Annotated in this window: 15 protein-coding genes; 10 read left to right on the top strand and 5 right to left on the bottom strand. The window is 53.9% G+C overall.

Features of this window, described 5'->3' with window-relative positions:
* Positions 1 to 62: 62 nt before the first annotated feature.
* Positions 63 to 2,432: a bifunctional diguanylate cyclase/phosphodiesterase gene (locus tag ACFSX3_RS21155; RefSeq protein ID WP_209989230.1), complete on the bottom strand. Its 2,370-nt coding sequence runs from the start codon at positions 2,430 to 2,432 to the stop codon at positions 63 to 65.
* A 171-nt stretch (positions 2,433 to 2,603) separates the two neighbouring features.
* On the opposite strand from ACFSX3_RS21155, the gene ACFSX3_RS21150 reads away from it, so the two are divergent.
* The 7 genes from ACFSX3_RS21150 (at position 2,604) to ACFSX3_RS21120 (ending at position 11,230) form a co-directional block, all read left to right on the top strand.
* Complete coding sequence (locus ACFSX3_RS21150) at positions 2,604 to 3,527, top strand: prenyltransferase (RefSeq protein ID WP_339220850.1); 924 nt, start codon at positions 2,604 to 2,606, stop codon at positions 3,525 to 3,527.
* Positions 3,528 to 3,602: 75 nt separating this feature from the next.
* On the top strand, positions 3,603 to 4,346 hold the full coding sequence (locus ACFSX3_RS21145; protein WP_209989417.1) for a DUF6081 family protein: 744 nt from the start codon (positions 3,603 to 3,605) through the stop codon (positions 4,344 to 4,346).
* A gap of 32 nt (positions 4,347 to 4,378) precedes the next feature.
* A complete protein-coding gene (locus tag ACFSX3_RS21140; RefSeq protein ID WP_209989227.1) occupies positions 4,379 to 5,332 on the top strand; it encodes a 1,4-dihydroxy-2-naphthoate polyprenyltransferase in 954 nt (317 codons plus the stop codon).
* A 14-nt stretch (positions 5,333 to 5,346) separates the two neighbouring features.
* Entirely contained in the window at positions 5,347 to 6,342 is a 996-nt protein-coding gene (locus ACFSX3_RS21135) for a Gfo/Idh/MocA family protein (protein WP_209989224.1), read from the top strand.
* Positions 6,343 to 6,538: 196 nt separating this feature from the next.
* The gene (locus ACFSX3_RS21130) at positions 6,539 to 7,339 is read left to right on the top strand and encodes an ABC transporter ATP-binding protein (RefSeq protein WP_209989221.1); all 801 of its coding nucleotides are present in this window, start codon (positions 6,539 to 6,541) and stop codon (positions 7,337 to 7,339) included.
* A complete protein-coding gene (locus tag ACFSX3_RS21125) occupies positions 7,332 to 8,996 on the top strand; it encodes a hypothetical protein (RefSeq protein ID WP_209989218.1) in 1,665 nt (554 codons plus the stop codon). Before ACFSX3_RS21130 ends, ACFSX3_RS21125 begins: the two co-directional genes overlap by 8 nt.
* Before the next feature lie 224 nt (positions 8,997 to 9,220).
* Positions 9,221 to 11,230 carry a putative bifunctional diguanylate cyclase/phosphodiesterase gene (locus tag ACFSX3_RS21120; RefSeq protein WP_209989215.1) on the top strand — a complete coding sequence of 670 codons (2,010 nt, stop codon included), beginning with the start codon at positions 9,221 to 9,223 and terminating at the stop codon, positions 11,228 to 11,230.
* Between the two features lie 472 nt (positions 11,231 to 11,702).
* Here ACFSX3_RS21120 and ACFSX3_RS21115 read toward each other — a convergent pair whose 3' ends face one another.
* On the bottom strand, positions 11,703 to 13,397 hold the full coding sequence (locus tag ACFSX3_RS21115; protein WP_209989213.1) for a methyl-accepting chemotaxis protein: 1,695 nt from the start codon (positions 13,395 to 13,397) through the stop codon (positions 11,703 to 11,705).
* A gap of 253 nt (positions 13,398 to 13,650) precedes the next feature.
* Here ACFSX3_RS21115 and ACFSX3_RS21110 point away from each other — a divergent pair, with 253 nt between their 5' ends.
* Positions 13,651 to 14,082 carry a MarR family winged helix-turn-helix transcriptional regulator gene (locus tag ACFSX3_RS21110; RefSeq protein ID WP_379254571.1) on the top strand — a complete coding sequence of 144 codons (432 nt, stop codon included), beginning with the start codon at positions 13,651 to 13,653 and terminating at the stop codon, positions 14,080 to 14,082.
* 186 nt (positions 14,083 to 14,268) lie between these two features.
* Here the strand turns inward: ACFSX3_RS21110 and ACFSX3_RS21105 are convergent, their stop codons facing one another.
* Complete coding sequence (locus tag ACFSX3_RS21105; protein WP_209989209.1) at positions 14,269 to 16,161, bottom strand: LTA synthase family protein; 1,893 nt, start codon at positions 16,159 to 16,161, stop codon at positions 14,269 to 14,271.
* 250 nt (positions 16,162 to 16,411) lie between these two features.
* On the opposite strand from ACFSX3_RS21105, the gene ACFSX3_RS21100 reads away from it, so the two are divergent.
* Both ACFSX3_RS21100 and ACFSX3_RS21095 read left to right on the top strand, forming a co-directional pair.
* On the top strand, positions 16,412 to 18,727 hold the full coding sequence (locus ACFSX3_RS21100; protein WP_209989206.1) for an ATP-dependent DNA helicase: 2,316 nt from the start codon (positions 16,412 to 16,414) through the stop codon (positions 18,725 to 18,727).
* Positions 18,728 to 18,780: 53 nt separating this feature from the next.
* Positions 18,781 to 19,749, top strand: coding sequence for a Gfo/Idh/MocA family protein (locus tag ACFSX3_RS21095; RefSeq protein WP_209989203.1), 969 nt, complete (start codon positions 18,781 to 18,783; stop codon positions 19,747 to 19,749).
* A gap of 27 nt (positions 19,750 to 19,776) precedes the next feature.
* On the opposite strand, the gene ACFSX3_RS21090 is transcribed toward ACFSX3_RS21095, so the two are convergent.
* Entirely contained in the window at positions 19,777 to 20,457 is a 681-nt protein-coding gene (locus ACFSX3_RS21090) for a CidB/LrgB family autolysis modulator (protein ID WP_209989411.1), read from the bottom strand.
* The gene (locus tag ACFSX3_RS21085; RefSeq protein WP_209989414.1) at positions 20,457 to 20,828 is read right to left on the bottom strand and encodes a CidA/LrgA family protein; all 372 of its coding nucleotides are present in this window, start codon (positions 20,826 to 20,828) and stop codon (positions 20,457 to 20,459) included. The genes ACFSX3_RS21090 and ACFSX3_RS21085 overlap by 1 nt, the downstream gene beginning before the upstream one ends.
* Positions 20,829 to 20,890: the final 62 nt, after the last annotated feature.

Raw genomic sequence — 20,890 nt, 5'->3', positions numbered from 1 at the left:
GTGCTGTTATCAGCCTGCCTATCATATCATATCGTCAGTAGCTTGCCTATAAAAGAAGTGTCTTATCGTCTGGTGTAATAACTACCCTGCTCCAGAAAAGAATAAAGGGCCTGGGCCTGAAGCGGCCTGCTGATATAGTATCCCTGAAGCTCGTCGCTGCCCAGCTCGCACAGCATATCGAATTGCTCTCGCTGCTCAATGCCTTCCGAGACCACGCGCAGTCCAAGGTTATGGCTCAGCTCGATAATCGCCTTGACGAGTACATCCCCTTGAGCCTCCCGTGACATCTCGGAGATGAAGGAGCGGTCAATCTTGATCACATCGACCGGGAAGCGGCGCAGATAGCTGAGGGAGGAGAAGCCGGTGCCGAAGTCATCCAGTGAGATCCGGAAGCCATGGGCCCGAAGCTGCTGCAGTGACAGGAAGATGCCATCCCCGGAGACGAGCACGCTCTCCGTAATCTCCAGCTCCAGACTGGAGGCCGGCAGCTCATATTCATCCAGCAGCTCTAAGAGCAGCTCCAGCAGGCCTGGCTGCATGAGCTGCAGCGCGGAGATATTTACCGCTGCGGTAAGCTCAAGACCCCGGCTGCGGAATTCGCGCATATCAGCGCAGACCTGGCGCAGCACCCAGCTGCCGATGCCGACAATGGAGCCGCTGCTCTCCGCCAGCGGAATGAATTCAGCCGGTGAGATGTTTCCATAGCTTGGACTATTCCAGCGCAGCAGAGCCTCCACCTTGGATACCTGGAATTGTCCTGTGCTGACAATCGGCTGGTAGTGCAGCTCGAACTCGTTCCCGGCGGCAGCGGAGAGAAGCTGCTGGGCCAGCACTTTTTTACGGCGGATACCTGCTTCGAGATCCTCTGAATACTGAAAAATGTTATTGCGGCCGGTCTCCTTGACATGGAACATGGCCAGGTCTGCCTGCTTGACCAGATAATCGGCGTCTTCCCCGTTCTGCGGATAAATACTGATGCCGATGCTGGCGGTATTATATAGAAGATGCCCCTTGATCCGGTGCGGCATGGAGAGGGCTTCCTGAATCCGGGAGAGCTGCCGGGCAATGCTGTCTTCATCTGGAACATCGTAGAGCAGGATGGTGAATTCATCCCCGCCGAGACGGGAGACCACATCATGCCTGCCGACAACCTGTGTGATGCGGAAGGCAGTCTCCTTCAGGATGGCATCGCCGAAGTCATGGCCCAGGGTATCGTTCACCGTCTTGAAATGATCCAGATCAATGAAGACCAGCACGATCTGGCGGTCACTTCCCTTGACGGCGGCAATTGCTTCATTCAGCTTGTCAAAAAACAGCGAGCGGTTGGGCAGCCGGGTCAGCGGGTCCAGCATCGATTGCTGCCGCAGCTCATCGTGGGTCTGCTCCAGTGAATCAATCATCCGGTTGAATTCGACCTCGACTTCGCTGAATTCATCCTGCCCGGAGCTGGGAATCCGGATGGACAGATCCTTGCTGCTGCCGATCATACGGATGTTGCGTACCAGAGAAGACATCCTTCTCAGAATAAACCGGTTGACGAAGAGTATGCTGGAACCCAGCATTAACATAATAGAGATGAAATAGAACATTCGGAAGGTGGAGAGCGACTTCATCCCGCTGTTGTAGAACTGGCGCGGCTCCTTCAGGGTGAGGACCATTCCCGGATCATCGAACAGGTCGTCTAGCAGCGTATGAATGGACATTTGCCCGCCTGAGACAGGGCTGGTCCAGATGCGTTCGCCTCCGCTGTCCGCAAGCAGGGGGGTGGAGAGGCGCGACATCTCCATCGTGGACAGGGTATCCTCCCAGAGCTGTGCGATCCCGTCCTGGTGCAGCATCCGTCCGGCAATGGCCGTTCCGATGACCGGCTTGTCCTTGCTGCTGTTAAGAATAGGGGTAAGGGTAATTAGCATAGTCCCCTTGTCCAGATTAACGAAGCCGCTCCGGCTCTCGCCGGGAGTTCCCGGCACAGGCAGACGGCTTCTGATCAGCTTGATTAGCGTTAGCTGTTCCTGGGTTAACGGGGTGACTGTTCCTGCCGGCAGATCATAAGATCCGCCGTACAGCGGTTGTCCGCCCAGATCCAGCAGGGCAATCATATCGAAATGATTCATTGGATAAGTAGTCGGTTCAAGGCTGCTGCGGAGGAAGGCGGCAGCCGTACTGCCGGAGTCAGCAGAGCCGGTAGCTGCTGCGGTCTCTATGAATTGATAGGTTTCATCCCGGACAGCAATATCCAGGAGCCCGGTTCTCAGCTTCTCCAGCTCTTGATGATAAGCAGCAACAGCCTTGCTCAGGTTGCGCTCCAGCTCTGCCTTGTCCAGCTTCTCGAAGCGGTTCAGCAGAAACACGTGAAGCATCAGATAGGTGGCGCCAATTCCGAGGATAGCGACAAAACTAATGAAGATGATTATTTTTTTACGGAGTTTCATCTGATCCCCTTCATTATTTAAGACCTAATAGGAAATAAGTACCATCCCTAATAGTGTACCACGATTAGGGAATATTTTGCAGCGTAAATCTGCCCAAAGTGTCGAATTTTGATGTATAATAATTTAATGATAATCATTATCAAATAATAATAAAAGGAGATATTTCTTGGCATGATGGAGAAGTGGACCATATTTAAGAAAGCCTCACGGTTTGGAGTGATTCCCGTTATGCTCATACCGGTTGTCTTGGGAACGGTCGGGGCATATGTATGGCAGGGAGTATTCCATCCGTTTTTATTTGTGATAACGTTCGTCGGAGCGGCTGCGGCCCATTTATTCTCCAATATGGTGAATGACTTGTGGGATTTCCGCAACGGAACCGATACAGAGGCCCAGCATACACCTGGAGCCATCTCTACGAACTCCGGATTTCTGTCCGGGGGCGTCATGCGGGAGTCGCTGTTTGCCCTGCTGACCTGGGGGCTGCTGGCTGTTGCGGCTGGCTGCGGTCTGCTGCTCAGCCTGTATAGCGGCTGGGAGATTCTGTGGTTTGTGGCCGGAGGGGCGCTGATCGCTTATTTCTATGTGGCGCCGCCGCTGCGGTTCGGATACCGGGGCAAGGGCTACAGCGAGCTTGCGATCTTCCTGGCCTTTGGATTAATGCCGGTGCTGGGCGCTTATTTCGTTCAGACCGGAGCGTTCAGCCTGAAGCCTGCGCTGCTGTCGCTGCCAAGCGGCCTGCTCACCACCCTGCTGCTGTTCAATCATCACTTTCTGCACTGGAGAGCTGACAAGCAGGCTGGAAAGCGCACACTGGTCGTGGTATGGGGGGAGCGCAGGGCGCTGATCTTCTCACAGGTACTGCTCTACATCTCTTATGCTTCGCTGATTGCATGTGTGCTGCTTCATATCTTGCCGGTATATGCGCTGCTCGCTCTATTGACGGCTATTGCACCGATACGGATCTACCGCAGCCTCCAGCCGGAGAACCCTTCGGAAGCCTACCTGCCGCTCATGGGTGCTTCACAGCGCGCATCCGTACGCTGCGGGGTGATCATGGCGGCAGCGCTGCTGATCCAGGGTCTATTCTACTAATATAAGCATTGATACATGACTACATTACAGAAAGCGGGAGAATTCATGGACAAGCATCTGCCAGCGAACAAAGATATGCCTGCTGTACAGGGCAAGCAAACGGTAATCGGGGATTTCCATACGATTCTGGAGGAAGGGAAGGTCTGGCAAACCGGCGGCTTCAAGCTGCCGGACGGCTCGTTCTGGGCGTATCGTGAGCCGGAAGCGGTGGTGATCGTGCGTAATGATCATCTGTATGTGCGGGCTCAGCTGAGCCGCCGTCATGATCAGGTCCAGATTCTGGATAATGCCAAGCATATGTATTATTCAGCCCAGCCGGTAGACATCCCGGAGGAAGGTGAAATCCGCTTCGAGCTGCAGATCCGCGCCCGCACGCAGGGCACTGCTCCGGGGGATCTGTATGACGGCTATGTGTCGCTGAATCTGCTGGACTTCACCACAGGCGCTGCGCTTGATTTCTTCGCCGGTAACGACAAATACGCCAGTGTGTACGGAATCCTTCCGTTCCCCGGGGTAACCGTACCCGAGACAGGGGGAACCAAGTACTTCTGTATTTTCAAGGAGGATACGGACTTCAAGCCGCGCGAATTCAACACGTACGCCATCACCTACCACCGGGGCAACAATGAAGCTGTCTTTTATGTAAATGGTAATGAAGTGCGGCGCGAGCGGAATGTGCCCGTGAAATTCAATAGCTTCACCATTGCTCTGGGCATCATGACGGAGAAGGACCTGACCCCGGAAGGCAGCGTGTCGGCGCACGGACAGACGGTTATCGCAGAATGGTCGCCGATTACTATTACAACCACCGCACAGTAACGTGCCCATATGACTGATAAGGATGAATGGCCGTGAATATAAGAACTTTCTTCAAGTTTGTCGAGCTGCCGACGAAGGTGGCCAGTATGCTCCCGCTGCTGCTGGGGACGCTGTATGCCCTGTACCGGTTCGAGGATTTCTATATCCTGCGCTTCGTGCTGATGCTGGTGTCCCTCTTAAGCTTTGATATGGCGACAACAGCGATCAACAACTATTATGATTTCAAAAAAGCCGCCAAAACCCATGGCTACGGGTATGAGACCCATAATCCGATTGTCCGCTTCAAGCTGAAGGAGTCTACAGTGGTGGCGCTGATCGTCATCCTCCTTGTGCTGGCGGCAGGCGGGGGCATTGCCCTGGTGTTCCAGACCGGACTGCTGGTATTTCTGCTCGGGGGACTCTCCTTCCTGATCGGCATCCTGTACTCCTTCGGACCGATCCCCATCTCGCGGATGCCGCTCGGGGAGCTGTTCTCCGGGCTGTTCATGGGGTTTGTTATTATTTTTATCTCGGCTTATATCCATTCGGATCAGGCGGTGGTCACTCTGCTGCTGAAGGGGGAATGGATCAGCCTGCATATCAATTTCCTTGAGGTGCTGTATCTGTTCTGGTTCTCCGTCCCGGCTATTCTAGGTATTGCCGGAATTATGCTGGCGAACAATATTTGCGATATCGAGGATGATATCGACAACCGCAGATACACGCTGCCGGTGTACATCGGACGGGAGAATGCGCTGCTGCTGTGGAGGCTGCTCTATTATGTGTCTTTTGCCGATCTGATTGTGCTGGTGCTGCTCGGGGTCCATCCGGTCCTGGTTCTGCTGCTCCTGCTGACCCTGATTCCGCTGCGCCGCAATATTGCACGCTTCTATCAGGAGCAGCATAAAGGCACGACCTTCATCCTGGCGGTGAAGAATTTCGTGCTTATGAGTGCGGCAAGAATCCTTGTGCTGGGTATAGCTGTTATATGGGTCACACTAAGATAAGGAAGGTGATAACTATGGCAGAGAAGCTTCGCTGGGGAATTATGGGCTGCGCGCAGATCGCTACAGGCTCGGTAATGCCGGCTATCCAGGAGTCCGAGACCGGGGTAATTCATGCAGTTGCCAGCCGCGGACTCACGAAGAGCAGTAGCGTAGCCGCCGAATTCGGCATTGAACGGGCCTATGGCAGCTATGAAGAGCTGCTTGCCGACCCGGAGGTGGATGCCGTCTATATTCCGCTTCCGAATCATCTCCACTATGAGTGGGTGATCCGTGCGGCTGAAGCAGGCAAGCATATCTTATGTGAGAAGCCGATTGCGCTGAACAGCCGTGAGGCGGCGGAGATGATAGAGGCCTGCCGGAAGGCGGGAGTGCACTTGGCAGAGGCCTACATGTACCGCCATCATCCGCGCATCAATGAGCTGCAGGTGATTATCGCCAGCGGCGAGATTGGTGCGGTGCGTTCCATCCGCGGCACATTCACCTACAACGATGCTACGGATACCTCCAACATCCGCTTCAACGCTGCCTGGGGAGGCGGATCACTCTATGATGTCGGCTGCTACCCGCTCACAGCCGCGCGGCTGCTGTTCGGTACAGAGCCGGAGGCCGTAACCGTGCACGCGCTGTTCTCGCCGGAGCATGATAATGTAGATATGATGGCCTCCGGGCTAGTGGAGTTTCCCGGCGGGAAGAGCCTGATCTTCGACTGCGGGATGTGGGCGTACAACCGTCAGCTGCTGGAGGTGCTCGGTACGCAGGGACGCATTGAGATTCCGATGCCGTTCAATGCGAGATTCGATGATGCGGAGTTCTTCGTGTACGGCGGCGGAGAGCCCCGGCGAGTCGAAGCCTTCGGAGCCAACCCGTACGTCCAGCAGGCTGACCATTTCGCTACGGCGGTCTTCAGCGGCAAGCCCTGGATTGCGGAAGAGGACCCGCTGCTGAATATGAAGCTGATCGAGAGCTGCCTGGAGTCAGCCCGGAGGCGTGAGCGAATCAGCCTAAGGTAATTATTTTTCATGATGTAGCATAGCAAATTCATCAAGAGTAGCCTAAGGGCTGCTCTTTTTGCTGTTTTCGGGTCTATGCAGAATTCCCGCTGCGATAAATCACAGGAATCAAGTGCTAAAATTTGCTAGAATAGGGTTAATGGTACTTTCTGTTACTGGAACGAAGAGTATGCTTACCGAAGGGAGAGAAACGTCAATGGGCTTATCGGAAGAGCCGGTCATTTCAATTGAGGGCTTGTGGATGAATTACAGTGACCGGATGGTGCTGCGGGGGATTGATCTGAATGTCTACCGGGGACAGATTATCGGTTACATCGGACCCAATGGTGCGGGCAAAAGCACTACCGTCAAGATTATGCTCGGGCTGGTGGAGGGCTACAACGGGACCATACGGATTTTTGGCAGGGATATCTCGGACGGGGATACGGCGTATAAAAGAAGGATCGGCTACGTGCCAGAGGTGGCGGAGCTGTATGACAGCCTGACGGCGCGGGAGTATCTGACCTTCACCGGTGAGCTGTATGGACTGAAGCAGGCGGATGCTGATGACAAAGCGCGGAAGCTGATAGGACTGCTGGGCATGGAGAAGGCCTATGATATGCGGATTGCCTCCTACTCCAAAGGAATGAAGCAGAAGGTGCTGCTGATTGCCAGTATGCTGCATGACCCGGATATTCTGTTTCTGGATGAGCCGCTCAGCGGGCTGGATGCCAACAGTGTAATGGTGGTTAAGGAGATATTCGCCACGCTTGCGGCCAGGGGCAAAACGATCTTTTATTCCTCGCATATTATGGATGTGGTCGAGAGAATCAGCAGCCGGATCATCCTGCTGGATGGAGGCGTGATTGTAGCGGATGGAACCTTCACGCAGCTGCGGGAGCAGAGCCGTGAGGGGTCGCTGGAGGGGATTTTTAATCAGCTGACCGGGTTCGATCAATACAGGGATATCGCCAGTGAGTTCGTGGCCGTGATTGGCGAGGGTGCGGCGCATGACTGAATTCCGGATTCTGAAGCTGCTTGACCGGGTACAGTGGATCTTTAAGGGCCTGGGAGCCGATTATGCGCTCATGCGCCGCATTCTTCAGGTCAAGTTGACGATGGATGGCAGACGGACACCTACCCTGTTCTCCGGGTCACAGAATTCCAAGCTGGAGATGGAGGGCTCCGCCTTTAGGATACAGTGGATCTATCTGCTGCTGGGGCTGATGCTGATCGCCATGGTTGCGCCCAGAGATCATCATATGCTGATGATGAGTCTGCTGTTCAGTATAGTGATGTTCCTGATCACCACGACGCTGATCTCCGATTTCTCGACGGTGATGCTGGATTTGCGCGATAAGAATATCCTCTTCTCCAAGCCGGTGGACCGCCGCACACTGAACATGGCCAAGAGCTTACATATTCTGATCTATCTGCTAACCTTAACGCTGACCTTCACCGGCCCTTCGCTGCTGTTCTCTCTATTCCGGCACGGGCCGGGCTTCTTCTTCGTGTACGCGGCTGAGATTCTGCTGATGGACGGCTTCATTCTGGTGTTCACGGCGCTAATCTATCTGCTGATCCTGAGGTTCTTTGACGGGGAAAAGCTCAAGGACATCATCAACTATGTACAGATTATCCTGTCTGTGGCAGTAACTGTCGGTGCGCAGCTGGTTAGTCGGATGTTCAATCTATCGGCGCTGGGCCTGGATTTCACTCCCGCCTGGTGGCATTTCCTGCTGGCTCCGGTCTGGTTCGGGGCGCCGTTCGAGCTGCTGGGCGGCGGAACAGGAAGCCGGTCAGTGATTATTCTGACGGCGCTGTCTGTGGTGGTGCCTGCCGTGATGTTCGCCGCCTATATCCGGCTGATGCCGGTATTTGAACGCAGCCTTCAGAAGCTGGCTGAGCATGGCGCAGGGGGCCGGGATAGCGGGCGGCTGGCCCGGGTGCTGTCGGAGATTGTGTGCCGGAACAAGGCGGAGGCCATATTCTTCCGCTTCACCTGGTCGATGATGAAGAATGAACGCGAGTTCAAGCTCCGGGTATATCCGACCGTCGGCTTCTCGATGATTTTTCCTTTTATCTTCATCTTCAATCAGGTATGGAGCGGCGATCTGGCCGGGGTCAGAAGCTCCAAGTCCTATCTGTTCATCTACTACTGTGCACTGCTGCTGATGACAGTCGTACAGATGATCCGTTACTCGGCCAGCTACAAGGGGGCATGGATCTACCAGGTGATTCCTTTGCCGGGCAAGGGGCTGGTCTACCGGGGAATGCTGAAGGCAGCGGTCGTGAAGCTGCTGGTGCCGCTCTTTATGCTGGAGGCGGCGGTGTTCATCGCGCTTATGGGCCCCTGGATTATTGCAGATATGATAGTCGTTCTGCTTGCTCTGCTGCTGTATGCCGTTATTTGCTTCCTTACGTTCCCGAAGGCGCTCCCGTTCTCGGAGAAGTATGAGGCCACCCAGCGGAAGGAATTCACCGGCAGCGCTTTTGTACAGTTGTTCATTCTGGCGGGGCTGGCCGGAGTGCACTATGTCTTCACCCTGATTCCTGCGGGAATATACATCTATATGGTAATTCTGGTAGCTGCAAATGGCTGGATCTGGCACAGGGTCTTCCGGCGGGACCTGCCGCAGGACGGCAATTTTCCAACCCTCCGCGCAGGCGGCTGAGGCCAAATATGGACAATTTTTGCCGGTGTTCAAAAAAGGGTCCAAGTTCCAGTATTTACTTAGACAGCCCGGCAAATACAAGGTAAAATACAGCTGAAGTAAGTTTTCAGAGAATACCTGTAATCTTTATATACTCTTCCATTTATCCGCTATTCGTATATTGATTTTACCTTCAGATAGACACTGAAACGACGCTGATACTATAACCGGTGAAGAGGTCAACTATGGATCAAATGGGAATCCACAATAATATCTGGATTGTTTTACTATCCTATGCGCTTGCTGCCGCCGCAGCGTACTCCGCGCTTAATCTGATTTCGCAGGTTTCCCATTCCGCGGGACGAGTCAGGCGTCTCTGGCTGCTCTCGGGTACCTGTGTGCTTGGAGGCGGTATCTGGGCGATGCATTTTGTCGGCATTATGGCCAGCCGTCTGCCGTTCAAGGTCAGCTACCATCCGGGGATGGCTGCGCTGTCTCTGCTTATTGTGCTGTCCTTCTGTTATGCAGCCCTTCAGATTGTGACGGCTCCCCGCCAGAGAAGTTGGCGGTTCCTTACGGCCGGCGGGATACTGGGCGGCGGGATATCGTTCATGCATTATGCAGGAATGTCCTCCATGGAGATGGAAGCCAAGATTCATTACAGGATGGTGGATCAGGCTGTATCCGTACTAATTGCCTTTACCGCTTCTTACATCGGAGTATTAATGTTTCGCAGATTTAAGGATCATACAGGCTTTAGCCGCTGGAAGCTGTATTCGGCATTGTTCATCGCCCTGGCGGTTACCGGTATGCATTATACGAGTCTGAGAGCAAGCGACCTGCACAATTACAACTGGCAGGCGGCCGCGCCCATGCTGCTGGAGACCGATGTGGTGCTCCTGACGGGGATTTCACTGGTTACCCTGTTTGTGCTGGCGATCTCCGGCGGTACCGTTTTTCTGGACAGGGATGTCCTGGAGCGCATGGCCTATCATGACCCGCTCACCGAGCTGCCGAACCGGCATGGGCTGGAGCGCTACTTCAAGGATGATTTCTTCGGCGGGATCTCGGGTGCTGTGTTTTTTGTTGATCTGGACCGCTTCAAGTCAATTAATGATACGCTGGGGCACGATATTGGAGACTTGCTGCTGCGCGAGGTGTCTGCCAGGCTAACCTGCTGCGTGGGCGGGCAGGGGAAGGTGTTCCGGCTTGGCGGCGATGAATTCCTGATAGCGCTGCCGGATTGCGCCGTCGTGGCGGCGGAGGAAGTGGCACAGCATATCCTCCAGGAGCTTAAGAAGTCATACAGCATTGAAGGCAATGAATTGTACGTGACTGCGAGCGTGGGAATCAGCATGACTCCGGCGCACGGCACCGACCGTTCGGCGCTAATGAAAGCAGCCGATACGGCGCTCTATACCTCCAAGGATTCGGGCAAGAATAAATTCAGTGTGTTCGATCTGGAGATGAACCGTCACCAGGTACGGCGGATGTCACTGGAGAAAGATCTGCGCAAGGCGCTGGCCCGCTCGGAATTCATGGTGGTCTACCAGCCCAAATGGGATTCGCTGCTGAATGTCACCGTGGGGCTTGAAGCGCTGCTGCGCTGGAGACATCCGGAGCATGGCGTCATCTCTCCGGGAGAGTTCATTCCGATCGCCGAGGAGACCGGAATGATTGTCCCTATTACATACTGGATGCTGCATGAGGTGTGCGGACAGAATATGCTCTGGCATCAGGCGAAGGTTGCCAGTGTAGCAGTCTCGATCAATATGTCGGCGCGGATGTTTGAAGGCGGAAGCCTGTATGAGGTAGTGGAAGAGGCGCTAACGCGTTCGGGCCTTGCGCCGCATTTCCTTGAACTGGAGATTACCGAATCGATTGCGATGAACAATATGGAGGAGACGGTAGCCCAGCTCTCCAAGCTGCGGGAGCTGGGGGTGCGGGTATCCCTGGATGATTTCGGAACCGGTTTCTCTTCGCTTGGCAATCTGGATGAGATTCCGGTCAACACCCTGAAGATTGATCAGGTCTTCATCCGCAAGAGCAAGATGCATTCCAAGAAAGCGATCATCAGCAACATTATTGCCATTGCCAGCAATCTCAACATGGAGGTTGTGGCCGAGGGCGTGGAGACTACGGAGCAGATTGAGCTGCTGCAATCGCTGGGCTGCCGGGTGATGCAGGGCTTCTATTACGGACGTCCGATGCCGGTTAAAGAATTGGGCCAATGGTTTATTGAGAATACGGCCTAATGTGACTGGCTGCGATGGAATAAAAGGCTGTCCTGTATGTGGGGGTGTACCACATCAGGGCAGCCTTTTGTTTCTGTTTAGGAAATTATGATTTTCTTTTATTGTGGATAAGCCAGTCAGGCATGTAATCGAAAAACTGAATACATATGGGTGCTGCTGCGCCGAGTGAAGGGCCCCATGCATCACAGCTAGTAACATTTTAAGAGAAATCCTGCAATAAGTGCAACAATACTGCCCCAAAGAAGCGGTCTATGCTGAAATCCTGCACGAACTGCAACAAATTCAGCGATAACTTGCTCTGAACACCGAAATTTGTGCAAATAATGCAACAAGGTACTTCAACCAGTAAAAGGGATAGAGAAATCCTTCCAAAAGTGCAACATTACCGCTCCTTAAAAGCGGCCGGTGAGGGAGGCATTAGCATCGTTCACCCGCAGGATGATTTTGTTCGAATAATATATAAAGTTCCGTCCTAAATTTTGAAGTTCTCGACCAATACCTGCAGCTTCTCTGCGAGGGAGGAGAGGAATGCAGCGGAGGATTCGACCTCCTGCATGGCCGCAAGCTGTTCCTGGGACGAGGCGGACAAGGTCTCTGCACCCTCGGCCGTCTGATTGGAGACCGCTACGATCTTCTGAATCGAAGTGACAAGTCCGTCAGAGAGCAGGGCCAGCTCGCGGACCGTGGCCGAAATCTGCTGACTATGAGTAGACATCTCGGAGACAGAGGCCTCAATCTCGGAGAAGGAATGTCCGGCCGCGATAATCATCTCTTTACCGTGATGCATCTCTGCCGTGGAATGCTTCATGGTGTCTCCAGCCTTGTCCATCTGCTGGACAATCAGACTGACCAGCTCACCGATCTGGCGGGCAGATCCGGCCGAACGTTCAGCCAGCTTGCGTACAGAGCCTGCCACAACGGCGAAGCCGCGGCCCTCTTCTCCGGCCCGTGCAGCTTCAATAGCCGCATTAAGGGATAACAGGTTCGTTTCCTCGGCAATACTGGCTATGGTGCCGACGATATTCTCAATCTCTTTGGAATGGCTGCCCAGCGTCTCAATAATGCCGGATAGATCCGAGATGCTTGCGCCCACAATGGCCATCTGGGAGGTGGTCGAGTCCATAGATTCCCGGCCTGTACGGGCCTTCTGGGAGTTGATGGCTGCCTGGTTCATTGCGCTGTCGGCATTGCCTGCAATTTCGGTAATGAAATGCGACATATCCTGTATGGCCTTGAAGCTGCCCTCCAGATTCTGCAGCTGGGTATGTGCCCCGTCGGCCAGATCCAGGGTGACATTAACACTGTGCTCTCCGGCGCGGTTGGTCTCCTGGGCGCTGGCGGACAGCTCCTGGGAAGAGGAGGCAACCAGCATGGACGTATCGTTGACCTGTGTGATTAGGTCACGTAGATTCAGGGTCATCGCATTGAAGTCGCGGGCAAGCTTGCCGATCTCGTCCTTGGCTGTGAAGAGCAGCGGTTCCCGGGTCAAATCGCCTTTGGCTACCGTGTTGACGGATGCGGACAGCTTGGTCAGCGGGCTGACCATCCGGCGGATCAGCAGATAGGCGGCGAGAATCGCAATAATCAGAATCGAGCTGCCAATCAGGAAGGGCTGGGTAATGATATCCATTGTCCGGGATTGAATTAACGGGCCGTCGAAGTTAATCGCCATTAATGCAATGATGGGTTTGGTAGGGTCATGGTCCTGATAGATGGGGCCGTAGCCGGTTTTGAGGGAGGTGCCCTGATATGTATACACTTTCGAGTAGGCGGAATGCTTCATGGCAGTTATCATTTCTTTATCTTCATCTGAGAAGTAGAAGGGGTCTCCAGCTTTGTAGCCGCGTTTTTTGAAGTTTTTGTCAGCCGCCAGCACCTTGCCGTCCAGTGACAAGATGAAGGCTTCTTTGAAAATAGGCTTGTGATCACTGATCCATCCGATGCGGTCTTCAATCGCAGTTAGCTTGCCGGTATCCCCGGCAGCCAGAGCGGTTATGTCGGCAGGATCGATAAGGCCGGTTGTTATATTCGCGCAGCCTACCAATTCAATGCCTGCAGCTTCATCGATCTGCTTGTAAGCTGCATGATAACCGAAGAAGCCTATGGATGAACCAACCAGTAGCAATACAATCAGCATCATCCATGTTAATTTTGTTGCTAATTTCATAACAAATATCACCAGTCCTGACTCTTTAATATTAAGTAAGTTTTAGTTATCACTGCTACGATTATAGCGCATACGCTCAGGTTTGAGCAGACGTCAAAAAAAAAGAATTTTTATGTCGGAAAATGATGGATTATGTATAAAAAATCATAGATTAATAGGCGTGGAATCCTATTTTATTTCCAAAAATGTTTGTATGTCTAACCGGTATAATGGTACGCTTGAGGCAGAACGAACGAACTGGGAGCTGAAAGGGATGTCGCAAGAAATCAATCCGTTGATCGAACGTGTGGGATTATCCATGTGGAAGGTTCAGCGCAGAATCATGTCGCAGATGTCAATGCATAAGGAATTAGGGTTGACCGTGCCACAATTCGGGCTGCTGCATATGATCTTTCAGGAGAAGCATGCACGGGTGATTCAACTGGCGGACAAGATGGAAGTGAAATCCAGTGCAGTCACCGTCATGCTGGACCGGCTGGAGCTGCTGGGGCTGATCGCCCGCGTTCCAGACGAGAACGACCGCAGAGCGGTGATCGTCACGATCACCACTAAAGGGCAAGAGGTGCTGGATGAAGCACAGCGCCGTTCGCTGCTGCTGCTGGAGGAGCATTTGGCCGTTCTAGAGCCGGAAGAGCTGGAGAACTTCGCGGATTATTATCTCATGCTGGAGAATCAGGAACGTTAATATAAACATTACAACAAGGCAGCGCTTCTCCCGTTACGGAGAGGCGCTGCCTTGTGTCTAAATATACGAATTTATATGTTTCACATGATAACTTATCCTTCTATTTCTCGCTGAAACGGTGCCGGCCTTTAAAAGGACGGCAAAGCCGTTTCCACTTGTCCACTTGTGAATCTGCTTATCAAGAAATTATTCTCCGGCAGGTTCTTTGTCCGGCAATTGTGTGACGTAGCTGTCCGACAACTGGCGCAGCCGCAGAGCGCGGTTGTATTCATCCTCGTTGCCGGCAGGAGCAGTACCTCCGGCAGCCAGCGGATATTGGGTGTTATCCTCGAAGCTGTTCCCCGGAATCAGCAGGGCGGAGCTGGAAATGAACGATCCGGTAGGCAGATAGTAGCGCTGCGGCAGCAGATTGTAGGACTGGCTGAGCAGATCCTGGCCGAAATGCAGGTTGTGATCCATCGATACCCCCAGCAAGCTGGCAGCCGTAGGCATAATATCCACTTCTCCGCCTACTTGCTCAAGCTTCTGCGGAGCCAGTCCTTCGCCATGAATGAGCAGCGGGATATTGAGCATATCTGCGTAGCTATATTCATGGCCGTAGATTTCCTTCATTAGTTCCTTGTCGTCATTATCAAGCGAATAGATGGGCAGTCCCATGTGGTCGCCATAGACCATAATCAGGCTGTCCTCCCATAATCCGTCCGCCTTCAGCTCATCCACGAATTGTCCGAAGGCATAATCCGCGTAGTTCTGTGAGCGGACATAATCTCCGACAAAGGTACCTTCATACCGTTCAGGAAGCTTCAACTTATGCTTCTCTGCAGGAATAGTGAACGGGTGATGCGCAGACATGGAGATGACCTGGGCATAGAACGGCTTCCCGGCGTCGTTCATTTCCTTCAGCTTTTCCGAGGATTTGCGGTAGAGCACTTCATCGGAAGCACCGAAGAAGAAGGCATCCTCGTCTCCGAAGAATTTGTGGTCATAATAATTCTCCCAGCCCAGTGCTTTGTACAGCTCACCCCGGTTCCAGAATTCCACCACATTGGTGTGGAAGGTGGCCGTCTGATAGCCGTTGTCTCCCAGCAGACGGGGCAGACTCGGCAGCTGCTTGTCGATATAAGACATGGTAGCCGCACCCTGCGGAGGAATATAGAAGGATGAATTGACCACGAATTCCGCATCGGAGGTATTGCCCTGGCCGACCATCTGATAGAAGTTCGTGAAGTACAGGCTCTGCTCCATCAGGCGGTTCAGGTTAGGGGTAACCTCCTGGCCGTCTACCTTCAGACTCAGCAGGAAGCTCTGGAAGGACTCCAGCTGGATTATAATCAGATTTTTGCCCTTGGCGGCACCAGCATAAGCCGATACTGCCGAAGAGTCGATGCCCTTGAGTTGGTTAATCGTGCTCTGTGTGATTTCACTGGCTTGGACCAGCTCGGTTTTATCTTTGGCAAATATCGTGTATGCTTCATAATTAAGGATGCCCATCTCCTGGGCCTTCTTGATCTCATTCATGCTGGCCTTATTCGGAAGAATATTGAACAGGCAGAGTCCGAGCGAGACCGCGAACAGTACGACATGCAGCGTCCGGCCACTGCGCCGGTTGATCTGGTCTTTTTTATAATTGCGTCCGTTCTTGTTAATGAAGAAGTAGAAGCCCAGCACGATAATATCGGTGAAGATCAGCAGATAATAAGGGTCCATCAATGAGAACACGCTGTTCTTGACGGCAGTGACCTGGTTCACCTGCTCGGCGGCATGGTAAGTGACAATGACCCCGTAATATTTGAAGTACATAATGGCGGCAAAAAAGATCGCGGTAACCAGCAGATTGACCGTCATGTAATAGCCGAGCTTCCGTCTGGAGGCAAAGCGCTCAATCAGGAAAAACAGTGCCCAGACAAAGGGCAGCTCCGTCAATACGGATTGCCAGAACTGTAAATCATCAAAGATTACACCCCAGGCCAAAAGGCTTTTGAACAGAAAAAGAATGGAAAAGAACACAAATGGCTTAAGGAGCCATCGTTTCACAGTTTGGGATGACACAGCTTCGCCTTCTTTCTGAAGAATGAACATGTTTCCCGGCTGAGAGGAAACAGCAGCATGAGGACATAAGAATACCATTATCAATAGAACTTATTATGCAGTGCCAGGGAACGAATGTCAAAAATCAGAAGCGGCCGTATACTCCCTGGAGCGCGCGTAAACTACGGCCTGAATGCACCCGGCGCAGACCATACCCTCAGGCGCGTTAATATCGGCGTTAAACGAAGAATATGAGCCTTACGCAACGGAAGCTGGCGGAAATTATTGGAGGTGGGGACGGATGGAGCATACAGAAATCACACTGTCCGTGAGGGCGCTCGTGGAATTTGCCTACAGCAGCGGCAGTCTGGAGCCGGGCTTCCGCAGTGGAGCCGCCATGACGGAGGGGACGCGCAGCCATCAGCTGATTCAGAAGCAATATAAGGAAGGGGACCGCAAGGAGGTCTACTTGAAGACCGCAATTCCTTACGGGGACCTGCTGTTCCAGATTGACGGGCGCTGCGACGGTCTGCTTACAGCTGAGGATGGGAGCCTGACGGTGGAGGAGATCAAGTCCATGGCCGGAATTCCGGACCCTGCGCTTGAAGGGAAGGAGGTCCACTGGGCCCAGGCTTACATGTACGCCTACATACTGGCAACGGAGCTTGCGCTTCCCCATATACAGGTGAAGCTCACCTATGTGCAGCGGGGAAGCGAGGCGCAGTACAGTCTCTACCGGGAGATGACCCGCGAAGCACTGACGGCCTTTGCGCTAGAAACAGTAAGCAGGTATGCACCGTATGCCGAGATGATGGTCCGTTACAAGGCGAAGAGAGGGGAGAGCATCCCGGATCTGTCTTTTCCGTTCTCGGCTTACCGGCCCGGCCAGCGCCATTTCGCTGCCGCCGTCTACACCTCAATAGCTGAGGGGGCCAATCTCTTCGCCCAAGCACCGACAGGCATCGGCAAAACCATGTCCACTCTGTTCCCGGCGATCAAAGCGCTGGGCGAAGGCAAAGCGGCCGGTATCTTCTATCTGACCGCCAAGACCGTTACACGGATCGCGGCACAGGAGGCGGCCACGATGCTGAACCGCCGGGGGCTGCATCTGCATGTCATTGCCCTGACGGCGAAGGATAAGGCCTGCTTCCGGGAGGAGGGAATCTGCGGCAATGATTCCTGCGCTTATGCGGAGGGGTATTATGACCGGATCAACGGCGCGCTGATTGATATGCTGGAGCAGGAGACGCTGATGACCCGGGAGACGATCGCGGACTATGCCCATAAGCATCGGGTCTGCCCGTTTGAATTCTCCCTGGATGCTGCCTATGCCAGCGATGTCGTCATCTGCGATTACAATTATATCTACGATCCGCGCATCAGTCTGAAGCGCATGTCTGAGGAGCGTAAGAAGAACACCGTGCTGCTGGTGGATGAAGCGCATAATCTGGTAGACCGGGGCCGGGAGATGTATTCTGCTTCGCTGACCAAGGCGCCCTTCCTGGCGCTCAGCCGGACCTACAAAGCGGCGAATCCCCGGCTCGGCACTGCCGCCAAAGCGGTGAATGCCTTCTTCATTGCGCTGCGCAAGAGCTGCGGTGACAAGCGGGCGGGAGAGTGGACGGACTATCCGGAGGAACTGCCGGAGCTGCTGGAGAACTTCGCGGCCGAAGCCGAGCTGGAGCTGCTGAACAACTCTTCCCCGGCAAGCTCTGCGCAGGCGGAGGAGGACGGGACAGTCAGCCTGCTGGATACCTATTACGCTGTTCAGGGGATGCTCCGTACCTTCAAAACCTACGATGAACGCTACATTACTTATGCCGAGGTGCGCAGCGGAGATGTGTATCTGAAGCTGTTCAATCTCGATCCGTCGCATCTGCTGCAGCAAATGGGCAAGAGCTTCCGCAGCCAGATTCTATTTTCTGCGACCCTCTCACCGCTCTCGTATTACAGGGATATGATTGGTGCGGGAGAGGAGGATTACAGTCTGAGCCTGGCCTCGCCTTTTCACAAAGAGCAATGGCAGGTAGCTGTGCTGCCGGTATCGACCCGGTTTCATGACCGGGAGGCTTCTATACAGCCGCTTAGCGATGCGCTCAAAGGCCTGGTCTCGAAGAAGGGAAACTACCTGGTCTTCTTCCCCTCTTATCTGTACTTGAGGAATGTCTATGAGGTGTTCACTGAGAAGTACCCCGAAGTCCCTACGCTGCTGCAGGGCAGTGGCATGAGCGAGCCGGAGCGGGAGAGCTTCCTGGCGGCCTTCCGTCCTGACAACCCGGAGCCGCTGCTCGGCTTTGCCGTACTGGGCGGTATTTTCTCTGAAGGGGTCGATCTGCCCGGTGACCGGTTGAACGGGGTGATGGTCGTGGGGGTCGGACTCCCGCAGGTCGGTCTGGAGCGCAATCTGCTGCGGAGCTATTTCCAGTCGCAGGGCAAGAACGGCTTCGATTATGCGTATATTTACCCAGGAATGTGCAAGGTGCAGCAGGCCGGAGGACGGCTGATCCGCAGCGAGAACGACAGCGGGGTCATTATACTCGCAGACGACCGCTTCATGCAGCATTCTTACCGGCAGCTGCTCCCTGAGGAGTGGCAGGACTACTCTGTCATGACCTAAGCGGGTATAATCTATTGAAAAGGCATTCATCAGACAACTCAGGAGGTAATGACATGACGCTTAATATCGGACTCGTTGGAACAGGCTGGTTCTCCAAGGTACATGCGGATTTGCTGGCGGGCATGGAGGATGTGTCGCTGAAGGCTGTCTGCGGCAGCAGCAAGCTTAAGGGAGAGGAGATGGCCCGCCCTTACGGGGCCGAAGGCTACGGGGAGATTACCGAGATGCTGGACAGCCATAAGCTGGATGCCGTCTACGTCTGTGTGCCGCCGCAGTCGCACGGGGCGATTGAACGGGCGCTGATCCGCAGGGATATCCCCTTCTTCATCGAGAAGCCGCTAGGCTCAAGTACGGCCATTCCGGCCAGTCTGCTGGAGGATATCAAGCAGCATCAGCTGCTGACCTCGGTAGGCTATCACTTCCGCTATCAGGAGAATATCCAGCGGCTGAAGCAGACGCTTGCCGGAGACAAGGTAGGGATGATTACCGGAGAATGGATGGGCGGAATGCCCGGCGTGGCGTGGTGGCGCAATCAGGAGCAGTCTGGCGGACAATTCACGGAGCAGACGACGCATATCGTTGACCTGGTGCGTTATTTGGCTGGTGAGGTGACAGAGGTCTACGGCATGTTCGGCAACCGGATTATGCATGAGAAGCATGAAGGGGTGACCGTAGCCGATGTGGGCACCGTGTCCTTGAAGCTTGCAAGCGGCATTATCGCCAGCATCTCCAATACCTGTGTGCTGCCCGGTGAGGTGAACAAGGCCGGAATCAGCTTCTATAATGACAACGGAATGCTTGACTGGAACCCGGAGCGTCTTCTCGAAGTCCGCAGCGGGGACAGCAAGGAATACAAGAATTCGGGCAATCCTTACGCGGTAGAGAGCGAGGCATTCCTGTACGCCGTCCGCACCGGGGACCGCTCCCGTATTCTCAGCGATTATGAGGACGGGTATAAGACGCTGAAGGTAACCTGCGCCGCGTATGAATCCGCCCAGAGCGGATTGCCTGTGAAGCTGTAGGTCTCCGTCTTAGGGCCAGGGAGCTGCTTAATGAATGAACACTGCGAGCAGTGCGGGTGCCAGCCCAATGGAGAACAGCGCCGCCAGAATCATTGAGATACTGGAGATGGTGCCGGTCAGCGAGCTAAGCTCGAAGGCCTTGGAGGTGCCGGTGCCATGCGCTGCGGTGCCCAGCGAGACTCCGCGCGCCACTTCATTCTCAATGTGGAAGAGGCGCAGCACCGAGGGCCCCATCATGGTTCCAAGTACACCCGTGAGAATGACGAAGACTGCGGTGATGCTGGGAACCCCGCCGATGCTCTGCGAGATGCTCATGGCAATCGGTGTAGTTACCGAACGGGGGACCAGGCTGGTGGCCAGATCTCCGCTCAGGTGCATTAATTTGGCCAGCAGCATGGAAGACAGTACAGCCGTTACCGTTCCTGACAGCACGCCTGCCGCAATTTCGGCGGCGTGCTTTTTGAGTAGCTTGAAGTTCTTGTGCAGGGGAATCGCAAAGGCAATTGTCGCTGGCTGAAGCAGGTCTGACAGCCATTTGCCACCTGCATTATAGGATTCATAAGAGCTGCCTGTGATCAGCAGGAAGCCGATGATTGCCAGCGGGGTGATGATCAGCGGAGAGGTGTACATTTTGCCGCTAGCAGCATAGATCCGTTTGGTTACAAGGTATACCGCGATGGTAAGTCCAAGGAATAATAGTCCGGTCATCATGAGCTTCTACGCTCCTTTACTTTATAAATAACGCTTGTCAGCAGACCCGAGCTGGCCATGACAGCAAAGGTGCCCACGAGCACAACAGCCAATACTTGCAGGCCGAAGGATTCAAGCAGCTTCGAGTAGTTCATCACCCCGATAGCCGATGGAATGAAGAACAGCAACAGCTCAGCCAGCAGCCACGAAGCTCCTGCCTCCACCCAGTTCAGACGGATCACGCCGGATTCGAGCAGCAGGAATAATAGAATCATCCCGATAATGCTTCCGGGAAGCGGAATATGCAGTAGTGAGGTCAATCCGTTAACCAGCAGGGAGAACACGGTTAGTCCAGCCACCTGCAGTAAGCCTAAGGCAATCTTTTTCATCATGATTACCTCCTTTCATCTCTTACTGAAATTTTACATCCAATTCTTTCATAGGTAAAATG

The sequence above is a fragment of the Paenibacillus rhizoplanae genome (genome assembly GCF_042684125.1).
In the GTDB taxonomy this organism is placed as follows: domain Bacteria; phylum Bacillota; class Bacilli; order Paenibacillales; family Paenibacillaceae; genus Paenibacillus_AQ; species Paenibacillus_AQ rhizoplanae.
This window is presented reverse-complemented; position numbering and strand designations above follow the sequence as displayed.